This window comes from Rathayibacter sp. PhB1, assembly GCF_004362935.1.
Lineage (GTDB): Bacteria > Actinomycetota > Actinomycetes > Actinomycetales > Microbacteriaceae > Rathayibacter > Rathayibacter festucae.
Genome location: NZ_SNYD01000007.1, coordinates 14,126 through 26,220, shown reverse-complemented (window position 1 = coordinate 26,220; position 12,095 = coordinate 14,126). Strand labels below are relative to the sequence as shown.

Genomic DNA, 12,095 nt, shown 5'->3' with positions numbered 1-12,095 from the left:
GGCACGATGACGAACCCGCGCTACTACGACCCGGTCGGCAAGGCGGTCCGCGCGCTCCTGGTCATCAGCTTCGTCTGCTTCGGACTCGCGGTCGGCTTCTTCGCCCTCGACATCGTGATGCCCGGCAGCATGACCGACGCGCACCGCCCGTGGTCGGAGGCGAGCGGCGGCCTGGCCTGCTTCGGCATCGCGGCGCTGATCGTGCACTACGCGACGGTGGCCATCGTCGGCGCGCTGCGCGGCCGCGGCTGACGCCCCCTCCTTTGCTGATCGAGTAGCCCGCGCAGCGGGAGTATCGAGATCGACCAGCTTCAGAAGCTGAGTCTGCAGACCCGCCCTGCTGAGGACGGTGGGTCTCGATACGCCCCTGCGGGGCTACTCGACCAGCATGCTCGCGGTGCTGCTGCAGGCTCGGCCGCACCACGTCCATGCTGATCGAGTAGCCCGCGGAGCGCGCGTATCGAGATCCGCCAGCGTCAGAAGCTGAGTCTGCAGGCCCGCCCTGCTGGCGACGGTGGGTCTCGATACGCCCCTGCGGGGCTACTCGACCAGCATGGGGCGCGCGGAGACGGCTCCGGCTCGCGGGAACCGGGGGGGTTCTGCGAGCCGGAGGCGGATTCACGTGCCGGGGGTGGGGCTACGGGCACTTCTTGGCGGTGATGGCGACGCGGAGGGTGGCGTCGGGGGAGACGCCCGTGCCGCCCGCGGGGTCCTGGCCGGTGACCTGGCCGGCATCCGGGGCGTTGCCGTTCTCGGTGCAGGACAGGGTGATCTTCGAGAAGCCGGCCGAGGCGAACGCGGCCTTGGCGGTCTCGAGGTCCTGGCCGACGACGTTCGGCACCGTCTGCTGACCAGCCGCGGGGGCGGCCGGAGCGGCGGGATCCGCGGTCGGGGCCGGGGCGGGCGCGGGACCCGAGCTCGGGATGATCGTCACCGTGGTGCCGCGGGTCGCGGTGCCGGAGGGGCTCTGGCGGACGACGGTGCCGGACGCGGCGGAGTTCGCCTCGGCGGCGCCCTCGCTCACGCTGAAGCCGGCCGACTCGAGCTTCGCCCGGGCGTCGCTGACCGAGAAGCCGGTCACGTCGGGGACGTTGACGCGCGGCACGACCTGCAGCGAGCCGTCGGCCTCGGGGAACGTGGTGCCGCCGTACTTCGCATTGGCGGCGGCCATGACCACCGGCCAGATGCGGTGACGGGCAGTCGCTGCGGATCCGGAGTCGAAGGAGTAGCGCGGGGCACGGAGACTCGCGGCACCCTTGATGTTGAAGACCCCGACGGCAGTCGCGACGCGGGTGCTCGCTCCGGTCATCCAGGTGGCGACGGCGTCGTCGGTGGTTCCGGTCTTGCCGATCAGCGGGATGCTGTCACCGGTCCTCGAGGCGACGGCGGTGCCGCCGGACGTGAAGGTCGACTGCAGTGCGACGGCGGCCGTCGCCGCGACGTTGCGGTCGATCGACTGCCGGCAATCCGCCGACGGGACCGGCTGCTCGGCTCCAGTGGCATCGGTGATGCGGTCGATCGCGATCGGGTTGCACGTCGATCCGCCCGAGGCGATGGTCGCGTACGCGCCGGCCATCGACAGCGGCGAGACGTAGTTGGTGCCGAGGATGGTCGCAGGGTACTTGTCGAGCTCGCCGTCGCCACCCTGCACCACGCCCATGTCCTTCGCCGTGTTGCGGATGGCGCAGAGGTCGAGCTCACGAGCCATACCCACGAAGCCGGTGTTGAGCGAGGTCTTGGTGAAGGTCACGGGCGTGCCGACCTGCCCGTTGCCGCCCTCGTCGTTGCGGGCGGCGGTGTCGGAGCTGGTCGTCGAGCCGCCCGGCTCACAGGAGTCCTCGAATGTGCCCCAGGTCGCCTTCCGGGTCCCGTCCACGGACTCGTTGATGCTGTGCCCCTCCTTCAGCCATTCCACCAGGGTGAAGAGCTTGTAGGTCGAGCCGGGCTGGATACCCGAGGAGCCGCCGTAGGCGCGGTCGGTGCTGAGGTTGATGGCGCTGTAGGAGGGGTCGGCCGCGAGGACGTCCGGGTCCTGCGAGTACTTCTTGTTCTGCGTCATCGCGAGGACGCGGCCGGAGCCGACCTCGACGCTGACGGAGACCGCTCCGACGTCGAAGTTCCAGGTCTGCGGGACCTGCGCGTTGACGGCCGCGACGGCCGCGTTCTGCAGGTCGACGTCGAGCGTCGTGTAGACGTCGAGGCCGCCGCGGCGGAAGTTCGTCCAGCGGGTGTCCTCGTCGTCGCCGAACACCGGGTCGTTCTTGAGGATGTTCGTGACGTAGTCGCAGAAGTAGCCCGCGTCGCCGGCGGTGGAGCAGCCGGTGCTCGGCTCGGTGATCTGCGGCTCGATCGGCGACGCGATCGCGGCGTCGTGATCCTCCTGCGAGATCTTCCCCTCCTCCAGCATCTTGCCGATGATGTAGTCGCGGCGGTCCTTGTTGCGCAGGTAGCCGTTCGCGGCGCCGTTGTCGGGGTTGTCCGGCTGGTCGAGGCGGAGCACGGCCGGGTTGTTCACGATCGCGATGAGGCTGGCGGCCTGGGCGACGGTGAGGTTCGCGGCGGTGGTGTTGTAGTAGTAGTTCGCGGCGGTCTCGATGCCGTAGGTGGTGCCGCCGAAGAAGGCGATGTTCAGGTAGCCCTGGAGGATCTGGTCCTTCGAGTACTCCTTCTCGAGGCCGATAGCGAGCTTCATCTCGCGGAGCTTGCGCTCGGGGGAGGTGCGCGTCGCGGCGTCGATGGCGGCGGCGCGCTCGGCCTCGTCGGTGATGTTGCGGACGGCCTTCTCGACCAGCACGTTCTTCACGTACTGCTGGGTGATGGACGAGCCGCCCTGGGTGTCGTTGCCGAGGACGTAGGTCTGCGCGACGGCGCGCAGGGTGCCGGGGAGGTCGACTCCGCCGTGCTCGTAGAAGCGGGGGTCCTCGCCGGAGACGGCGGCGTCCTTGGCGAACTGCGAGATCTGGTCCAGCGGGACCTCGATGCGGTTCTCGACGTAGAAGGAGGCGAGCAGCTGCGGGGAGCCGTCGGCGCGGGTCGAGTAGATGTTGCTCTTCTCGGAGAGCTTGTCGACCTCGAGGTACTCGGGGAGACCGTCGAACACTCCGATGGACTGGTTCGCGGCGACGCCGGCGATCGCCACGGCAGGAGTGACGGTGGCGGTCACGAGGACTCCTGCCACGACACTCATGCCGAGGAAGCCCACGACCGCCTTGATCACGCCACCGGTTGTCCTGCTGTCGGACGCCAAACCTTCTCCTTCGGGTAACCCCCGATCATCGCGACGGCCGCCGCCGACGCCCCGGACGCCCATCTGCGCCGGGTCAACCCCGACAGACTAACCCGAGACCCCGGAATGACGAAGGGCCGGTCCGGGGCCTGAAAAGGGCCTGTGCGCGGGCGAAGCGCACTCCGTGCTCCGCTCGAGCGTCGGCGGGCGTCCGGATCGGGCTCCTGCGGCGGGTCGTCAGCCGGTGACCGGCCAGACGTAGTCGAGCCCGGGCAGGGTGTCCGGGAAGAGCGGCGCGTAGTGCTCCGGGTCCTTCTCCACCAGCTTCGAGCGGTGCGAGAGGTGCACGTCGTCGCGGCCGAACCAGGGCGGCAGCTCGATCTCGCCGGCCCGGTAGCGCGCGGCGTCCTCGGGGTCGAGCGCCAGGGCCGCCTCGGTCTTCTCGAGGCAGGTGTCGGCGTAGCCGCGGTCGATCCAGGCGTCGCAGGTCTCGCGCTGGTACGCCATCACCGCCGGCCGGTAGCCGCGCCACATCCGCACGGCGGGGTGGTGCTGCCAGCCGTAGCCGGGCACGGTGAGCGCGCGCATGATCTGCAGCGTCTCGATCCGCTGCTTCCCGAGCCGCTTGCTGTCGAGGGCGCGGGCGCTCGCGCGGAGATCGGGGACGGGGAGGAACGTCTGCACCCGCCCCATTCAAGACGACGCGGATGCTCCCCGGCTGTGTCCGCCCGGACGCCGCCCGGCCACCGGCCCGTCACGCCGATGTCGCCTGCGCGGCGTACCGTGCGGCGCATGACCGGTCTCCCTCTTCTCGCCACCGACAACGTCCAGCTGCGCTGGGCGCGCCCCGAGGTGCTCGACTCCGCCCGGCACCGGATGCTGCGGCTGCTCACCCTCGCCGAGCGCCTGCGCTACGAGGCCACCGGCCGCCGTGAGGCGCGCGACGGCTTCCTCCTCGGCCGGGTGCTCGTCCGCGAGCTCGCCGCCGAGACGCTCGGGATCGATCCGCTCGACGTCCGCGTCGACGCGCGCTGCGAGCAGTGCGGCGGGCCGCACGGCCGCCCGGTGCTCGGCGGCGACCACCCGGCGCTCGAGCGGATGCGAATCAGCATCGCCCACTGCGACGGCGCCGTCGTCGCCGCGCTGGCCACCGGTCGCGAGATCGGCATCGCCGCCGCCCGGACCCGTGCGGTGCGCGAGCGGATCGCGTCCGGGAGCGCGAACGCGGAGCAGGTGCTGCAGGAGCTGCGGACCCGGGCCGTGACCAAGGCCGACGGCCGCGGATCCTCGAGCGGGGACGCGGTGCTCTTCCGCACCCGCGAGGGCGCGACGGAGGCGTGGATCGAGGGCGCGGAGGGCTATCTCGCGGTCTCGGAGCCGGTGGTGCACTCGGCGCTCGTCGTCACGGTCGCGGTCGCCTAGGACTGAGAACCCGCCGCCCTGCGGCTTGCGGAAGCCGCGCGGGCCTCACTCGAAGAGCGAGAGGGTGAGCGTCGAGCGGTAGGCGCCCGCGGCGACGGTCGGCTCGGTGGCGAGGATCAGGTCCGCGGTCGCGGACCAGGATCCGGCCTGCGCGGGGGAGTCGTCGTCGGCGCCGACGAGCACCGCGTCGCGCACGCCCGAGCCGCCGTCGAGGATGCCGAAGACGCGGGGGCCGGCGGAGACCGCGCCGCCGGAGCCGGCGAGCTCCGGGGTCCAGCCGAGGTGCGCCGCGCCGATCGAGGCGCCGCTCGCTCCGGTGAAGTCGCTCGCGGTGCCGAGGACGTACCAGCCGGAGGCGGCCGGGCTCTGCGCGGGGTCGCGGGTGTCGGTGACCGTGACGGTGGGCAGGGCGCCGAGGAACTGCCGGCGCAGGGGAGTGGAGCCGGACTCGACGAGCGTGGCGGCCGATCCGCCGACGGTCATCGAGAGGGCTCCGGGGGCGATCGGCGGGTCGATGCTGACGCCGACGTCGACGCCGCCGGCGTCCTGCTGCTCGGGGACGCGCTCGGGGTCCTGGGGCGCGGGAATCGCGGTGGGGGTGGCGCCGTCGGAGGAGCTCTCCGGGTCGTCGTCCTCCACCGGTACGGCGGGGGCGGCGGTGCTCTCGGCCGGCGGGACCGTGCAGCAGGCGGTCGCCGCGTCCGTGTCGGAGTCGCGGCCGCTGCGAATGGCGGACGACGGCCACGGCAGCACCGTCGGGGAGGCGGTCGCCGTCGGGACGGGGACGGGCGCGGAGGTCGGCGTGCTCTCCGGTGCGGTGACCGCCTCCGGAGCGAGGGCCGCCGAGGCGAGGAGGACGCTCAGCGCGAGGGCGGCGGTGGGGACCGCGGTCGCGAGGACGGCGCGGGTGGTGCGGATCACTGAGGTTCCCGTTCTGCCGGCCGCGGCGGTGCGCCGACTCGAGATTCCTATCAGTGCGGGGACGGCGGGGGAGACCCCGCTTCCGGGTGCAGCCGGTGGGTGGGTCTCGATACGCCGCGTGCCGCGGCTGCTCGACCAGCATGGAGAGGAGGGGCTGCGGCTCGGCAGGCGAGGGCAGCGCTCCATGCTGATCGAGTAGCCCGCGCAGCGGGCGTATCGAGATCCACCACCGTCAGAACGCGAGTCTGCAGACCCGCCCTGTTGAGGGCGGCGGGTCTCGATACGCCCCTGCGGGGCTACTCGACCAGCATGAGGGCGCCCCTGCGGGGCTACTCGACCAGCATGAGGGCGCCGCTGCGCGGCTGCTCGACCAGCATGCTGGTGGGCTGCGGCGCAGCAAGCGAGGGCGGCAGTTCATGCTGATCGAGTAGCCCGCAGAGCGGGCGTATCGAGATCCACGTGCGTCAGAAGGACGAGTCTGCAGACCTGCCTGCTGAGGACGGTGGGTCTCGATACGCCGCTGCGCGGCTACTCGACCAGCATGAACGGGGCCGCTGCGCGGCTACTCGACCAGCATGAACGGGGCCGCTGCGCGGCTACTCGACCAGCATGGGTGGGCCGGGTCAGCAGGTGTGGGCCGGGTAGCTCACCTTCTGCTCGAGGGTGGACGGGCCGGACGTCGCGGTGACGGTGACCTCGCCGGACGGCATCGACGCCTGGCGCGTGGTCCAGCTGTGCGTGGCGTTCGCGCCGGCCGCGACGCTCGCGAAGGCCTTCTGCCCGTACGCGGCCGAGACGGTGACGCCGATCGGTGCGGTCTCGCCGTTGGTCGCCGTCACCGACAGCACCGCCTTGCCGGCGATGCAGCGCGAGGACACGACGGCCGGGACCTTCAGAGCGGGAGCGGCCGCCTCGGGCACGACGATCTCGGTGATCTTCAGGTACGAGTTCGGCGTCGAGAAGCTGAGCTTCAGCCCCGTGGCGTCGACCGCGGTGAAGGGGATCGTCGTCAGCGCGCCGTTCGCCGCCGGAGCGACGTTCTGCGCGGACGTCGGGCGCCAGACGCCGTCGGTGCCGCGGTACGCGATGCTCACCGAGGCCAGCGTGCCCTCGGTGTTCGTGAACGACAGCCCGGCGACGCGGTGCGCCTCCGTGTTGGTCAGCGTGAAGTCCGCACTCCCGGCGAACGCCTGGTCGGTCCAGGTCGACCACGCCGTCGCGACGCTCCCGTCGCAGGCGTTGCCGGCGGGCAGGGTCGCCCACTTCGTCTGGCTGAACGACGCCGAGACGGCGGCGCCCTTCACCCGGCAGACGTTCACGGGCGGCGCGGTGCCCCAGATCTGCACCTCGGCGATCGACTGCCAGGTGTTCGCGGCGCTCGTCAGGTGCAGGCGGAGGCCGATGGTGTCCGGCAGCGCGGACAGGTCGAGGGCGACCGTCGGCGCGGCGTCGGTCGCGGCCTGCGAGAGGGTCGCGGCGACGGTGCTCGTGGTCCAGGCGCCGTTCACCTGGTACTCGACCTCGATGCGCGAGGGCCAGGTCGCCGTCGCGCCGTCCTTGAAGGCGTCCACCGTCACCGAGTCGAGGTTCTGCGGGCTGCTCCAGGAGAAGGCGAGCCGGCTGTCGCGGGGATAGCCGGTGCCGGTCCAGTCGTCCCAGCCCTTCGCCTTCACGTTCCCGTCGATCAGCGTCGGCGCGAGGTCGGCGCGGCTCGAGACCGTCAGCGAGGCGCCGGGCGCGAGGTTCGCGATCCCGGGCTCCGCGACCTCGATCGTGCGGGTGAAGCTGCGGCCGCGCGCGAACTCGGAGTCGGCGGCGAGCGTGCCCGTCACCGTCAGCGTACCGAGGAGCGCGGGGCCGGTCGGCGCCCAGGTGACCGCGACGTCGCGGGTGGCGGTGTCGGTCTTCACCGAGACCGTCGCGGGCAGGACGGCGGCGACGTCGGCGTTCCGGCGCACCGCGTCGGGGAGGCGGTCGTCGACGACCGACCAGGTGCCGGCTCCGACGCCCTTGTCGTCCCAGTAGGACTCGTTCCAGCCCGCGGCCCAGCGCGCCGGGTCCTCGCCGGCCGGGTTGCGCATCTCGAGGCGGCCGTTCTCGCCGATGGTCATCGGCAGCCAGACGTAGTTGGAGTTCGACTCGCCGTCGGCCCAGCGGTCGCCCATGTAGACGTACTTCCCGGGCGCGAGAGTGAGCACGTTGGTCGACTGCGAGCCGAAGGTGGTCTTCCGGGTGTCGCCGACGGAGAGCAGTCCGTCGCCGCCCTCGGGGATCGCGTTGTAGGCGACGTTCTCGTTGACGTCGCCCTTCTCCACTCCGCGGATCCACGAGCCGAGGATCGAGTCGGCCGTGTAGTAGGTCTGCGGGTTGGGCGCCCAGCCGGTGGCTCCGGAGGCGATCGTGTAGTACTTCCCGCCGTTCGCGAAGATGGCGGGCGCCTCGAGGTGGCCGCACTCCTTCACGATCTGGAAGTCGGTGCCGCGGACCGGCGCTCCGGCCTTCCCGTCGGCGAAGACGTAGGGGTAGGTGCCGTCGGCCGAGTACTGGCCGGCGTCGAGCGTGTCCGTCGTGGTCGTGCGCTCGACGTTCGTGTAGTCGGCGTCGAGCTTCGCGATGTAGAGGGAGTAGTTCTCCTCGGAGGAGTAGGAGATGTACGCGGTGCCGTCCTCGTCCTGGAAGACGGTCATGTCGCGCGCCTGGCCGGGGACCGCGGAGGTCGTGCAGGCCTGGTAGTCCGAGCGGTTGTAGAGCCGGTAGACGCCCTGCATCGTGAAGGGGCCGGTCGGGCTGTCGGAGGTGGCGACTCCCGCCATCGATCGGGCGTAGGTGCTGCCGCCGGGGGTGATCCGGCCGTCGGAGTGCCACCACATGACCCACTTGCCGGTCTTCTCGTTGAAGAGCACCTTCGGCCGCTCGAAGATCGCGGTGTTCGGCGAGGCCTGGGTGGTGTCCAGGTGGTAGTCGAGCTCGGCGATGCGGTCGGCGCGCGGCTGGCCGGCGTCGTCGACGGTGTCGTAGAGGGCGTCGAAGTAGGGCGACTTCAGGTCGTCGGGGGTGGCGACGCTGCGCAGCGCGACTCCCTTGTTCTCCCAGTTGTGGCCGTCGGTCGAGCGGTAGACGGCGACGCCGGGGCTGCTCCAGTAGCCCTTGGTGCGGTCCTCGCCGTACCAGTACTGCACCTCCTGGCCGTTCTCCTGCGTGGTGACGATCTGGCCGCCGTGCGCCTGGATGTGCCGGCCGTCGGTGTCGTACCAGGAGGGCTGGAAGTAGTCGGCGGCGGCGCGGCCCGGGTCCTGGATCGCGGGGTAGTCGGTGTAGACGGGCGGCGGACTCGTCCGCGGGACGCCGTCGTTCGGGTCGGTGACCACTCCGGAGGGGGAGGCCGCCGCGGGCGACGCTCCCGCTCCGAGGAGGACGGCCGCGAGGAGGGCCGCCACTCCCGCCGCCACGGATCGCTGTCGAGGACTCATGCTGTGCTCCTTTGCACGCCGGACCGATGTTCACGCAAACACCGCTTCTCGACCGTACATGGCGACGTCAACATTAAGCGAGGGGTCGGCGCTGCTCCGCTGGTGGCCGTGGGTCTCGAGACGCCCCTGCGGGGCTGCTCGACCAGCATGAGCTGCGTTCCGAGGGTCACTCCGCCGGAGGTTGGAAGTACATGCTGATCGAGTAGCCCGCGGAGCGGGCGTATCGAGATCCACCACCGTTCGGAGTCGGGTCTGCAGGCCTGGCCTGCTGAGGACGGTGGGTCTCGATACGCCCCTGCGGGGCTACTCGACCAGCATGCGGCGTGCGTCCCGAGGTCCGCCGATAAGGCGGCGGGGACTCCATGCTGATCGAGTAGCCCGCGGAGCGGGCGTATCGAGATCCACCACCGTCAGGAGTCGGGTCTGCAGGCCTGGGCTGCTGAGCGCGGCGGGTCTCGATACGCCCCTGCGGGGCTACTCGACCAGCATGCGGCGTGCGTCCCGAGGTCCGCCGACAAGGCGGCGGGGACTTCATGCTGATCGAGTAGCCCGCGGAGCGGGCGTATCGAGATCCACCACCGTTCGGAGTCAGGTCTGCAGACCCGGCCTGCTGAGGAACGCGGGTCTTGAGACGCCCCTGCGGGGCTACTCGGCCAGCAGGGAGCGCGGGGCGCGCAGCAGCGCGAGCGGGCCGTCGTGCAGGGGCTCCGTCTCCCAGTGCGCCGCGAAGGTGCCGGCGGTGGGGTCGAGCACGAGGTGCAGGCGGTGCGGCGTCTCGAGGAAGAGCACGTCGACCAGGAGAGCCCCGCCCTCGCCGGCGCCGGCGCTCGCCGCGAACGCGTCCGTGACGGTCCACTCGCCGGAGCCGGGGGCCAGCAGCAACCGCTCCTCGCCCTCGATCAGCGCGAGGGTCCAGCCGGCCGTGTCGCCCGCGATCTCCAGCGCGGTCAGCGAGCGGATCGCCGATCCGGCCGCAGGCGAGAAGCGCCCGGGCTCGGGAGCCGTGGGCAGCGCGGGGAGCGGCGCGAGCCCGAGCGAGCCGAGGCGCTCGAGCAGTCGCGCGTCGGCCTCAGCGGTCGAGCCGCGGCCGACCGCGGGTAGCAGGTGCTCCCAGACCGCGGCGAGGAGTGCGCCGGTGTCGGTGCTCTGCCCGGTGATCGCGACGACGAGGTCGTGCTCGGGCAGGATCAGGCTGAACTGCCCGTAGGCGCCGTCGGCCCGGTAGCCGTGCAGCGAGCGCCAGAACTGGAAGCCGTAGCCCTGCTCCCAGTCGGAGGAGTCGGCCGGGGGAGTGGCGACGTGGGCGGTCGACGCCTCGGCGACCCACTCCGGCGAGAGGATCGCCGCGTCACCCCAGCGCCCGTCCTGGAGGTAGAGCTGACCGAGCGCGGCGGCCGCCTCCGTCGGGGTGTGCAGCCCGCTGAAGCCGATCTCGCGGTCGGAGGTGTCGCGGATCCAAGCGACCTCGCCGATCTCCAGCGGGTCGAGCAGCCGCGGGCGGAGGTACTCGGTCAGCGGCAGACCGCTCACGCGCTGCACGATCGCGGCGGCGGCGAAGGTGCAGGGCTGGTTGTAGGCGAAGACGCTCCCCGGCTCCTGCTCCGGCGGCAGCAGCAGGAAGCCGCGGACCATGTCCACGGGATCGAGCTCGCGCGCCCGATCGATGGTCTCGGCGGAGTGCCCGCTGGCCATCGCGAGGACGTCGCGGACGCGGATCGCCCGTGACCGCGGATCCGTGATCTCGGCCTCCAGCTCCGGGAAGAAGGAGAGGACGGTCGCGTCGAGGTCGACGAGCCCCTCGCCCACCGCGAGGCCGACCGCCGCGGCGGTGAAGCTCTTGCTGAGCGAGTAGAGCAGGTGCAGCCGCTCGGCCGAGTACGGCGCCCACCAGCCCTCGGCGACCACGGCGCCGGCGTGCACGACCATCAGGCCGTGCAGCTCGACGCCGGGAGCGGCCTCGATCGCGTCGAGCAGATGGAGGACGCCACCGGCGTCGAGGGCGTGGGCGGAGGGGGAGCTTCTCGGCAGTGAGCGCGTCATGCCTCGATGCTACGCAGGCGTGCTCCCGGCCGAGGCGGGGCCGCTGCCGCCGAACGGTCTCGTCGTCAGCGGCCCTCGCTACCAGAGCTCGTGTCAGCCCGCTGCCGGTCCCGTCGGCAGGGTGAGGGTGCCGGTGAAGGGGGTGGAGTAGCGGGTGCCGCGCGGGGTGGTGCCGGAGAAGGTGCGGCTGAAGGTGATGCTCCCGGCGTCGAGGTCGGCCTGGGTGACCTCGGCTCGGACCTGGTAGTAGGGCGCGGGCTGGCCGGGGGTGAGGGCCATGGTGGTGTCGTTGATGTTGCGGAGTTCGACGTCGCCGCTGTTCACGGGGTAGGCGATCCAGGTGATCCGGGTGCCGACCTTGACGGCTTCGCCGTCCTTGAGTTCGAGGTGTCCCTCGAACTCTCCGGAGAGGCGGGGGCGCTCGGCGGGAGCGGGCAGGGTCAGCGTGCCGGTGACCGCACCGGAGGTGTAGCGGGTGCCGGCGACGGTGGTGGCGTCGTAGGTCCTGCTGACGCTGACGGTGCCGGCGTCGAGGTCGGCCTGGGTGACCTGGCTCCTCCAGGAGAAGTGGTCGGTGGTCTCGCCGGGGGCGAGGTCGACGTCGATGCCGTCGATGGTGCTCAGCTCGACGTCGCCGGTGTTGGCGAGCTCGGCGGTCCAGGTGATCCAGGTGCCGGCGGTGACGGGTTCGCCCTCCTTCGTGTCGAGGACGCCGGTGAAGTGCCCGTCGATGCCCGGGTGCTGAACCGGGAGGGTGAGGCTGCCGGTGATGGTGGGGGAGGTGTAGGGGGCGCCGTCGGGGGTGGTGGCGGAGAGGCGGGCGGCGTAGGTGGCGGTGCCGGCGTCGATCTCTTGCTGGGTCAGGCCGGTCTGCCAGTAGCCGTTGGTGGTGGTCTGGCCGGGGGCGAGGTCTTCGTCGCTGAAGTTGATGTCGTTGAGGGTGACGTCGCCGGTGTTGGTGGCCTCGATGCGCCAGGTGATCCGGGTGCCGGGGGTGGCGGGTGCGCCGTCCTTCT

General features: G+C 71.8%; 8 protein-coding genes (1 of these 8 cut by a window edge). 2 read left to right on the top strand and 6 right to left on the bottom strand.

Features of this window, described 5'->3' with window-relative positions; translation table 11 throughout:
* The first annotated feature begins 6 nt into the window (after positions 1-6).
* Positions 7-252 (top strand): hypothetical protein, encoded by a 246-nt coding sequence (locus EDF17_RS16675; RefSeq protein ID WP_123447765.1) that lies wholly within the window; start codon positions 7-9, stop codon positions 250-252.
* A gap of 385 nt (positions 253-637) precedes the next feature.
* Here EDF17_RS16675 and EDF17_RS16670 read toward each other — a convergent pair whose 3' ends face one another.
* On the bottom strand, positions 638-3,247 hold the full coding sequence (locus EDF17_RS16670) for a transglycosylase domain-containing protein (protein ID WP_166649723.1): 2,610 nt from the start codon (positions 3,245-3,247) through the stop codon (positions 638-640).
* Positions 3,248-3,463: 216 nt separating this feature from the next.
* Complete coding sequence (locus EDF17_RS16665) at positions 3,464-3,919, bottom strand: MSMEG_6728 family protein (RefSeq protein WP_243732944.1); 456 nt, start codon at positions 3,917-3,919, stop codon at positions 3,464-3,466.
* A 99-nt stretch (positions 3,920-4,018) separates the two neighbouring features.
* Between EDF17_RS16665 and EDF17_RS16660 the strand changes: the two genes are divergently transcribed.
* Complete coding sequence (locus tag EDF17_RS16660) at positions 4,019-4,648, top strand: 4-phosphopantetheinyl transferase (protein WP_123447762.1); 630 nt, start codon at positions 4,019-4,021, stop codon at positions 4,646-4,648.
* A gap of 45 nt (positions 4,649-4,693) precedes the next feature.
* Here EDF17_RS16660 and EDF17_RS16655 read toward each other — a convergent pair whose 3' ends face one another.
* From EDF17_RS16655 to EDF17_RS20510, 4 genes are all read right to left on the bottom strand, one after another.
* The gene (locus EDF17_RS16655) at positions 4,694-5,569 is read right to left on the bottom strand and encodes a hypothetical protein (protein WP_123447761.1); all 876 of its coding nucleotides are present in this window, start codon (positions 5,567-5,569) and stop codon (positions 4,694-4,696) included.
* Between the two features lie 623 nt (positions 5,570-6,192).
* Positions 6,193-9,039 (bottom strand): glycoside hydrolase family 43 protein, encoded by a 2,847-nt coding sequence (locus tag EDF17_RS16650; RefSeq protein ID WP_123447759.1) that lies wholly within the window; start codon positions 9,037-9,039, stop codon positions 6,193-6,195.
* 645 nt (positions 9,040-9,684) lie between these two features.
* The gene (locus tag EDF17_RS16645) at positions 9,685-11,079 is read right to left on the bottom strand and encodes a serine hydrolase domain-containing protein (RefSeq protein WP_123447758.1); all 1,395 of its coding nucleotides are present in this window, start codon (positions 11,077-11,079) and stop codon (positions 9,685-9,687) included.
* Positions 11,080-11,172: 93 nt separating this feature from the next.
* Positions 11,173-12,095, bottom strand: the 3' portion of a protein-coding gene (locus EDF17_RS20510; RefSeq protein WP_133672125.1) for a protease inhibitor I42 family protein. Its footprint extends 349 nt past the window's final position; the window shows 923 of its 1,272 coding nt (coding positions 350-1,272); its start codon lies off the right edge, out of view — the gene reads right to left on this strand; its stop codon occupies positions 11,173-11,175.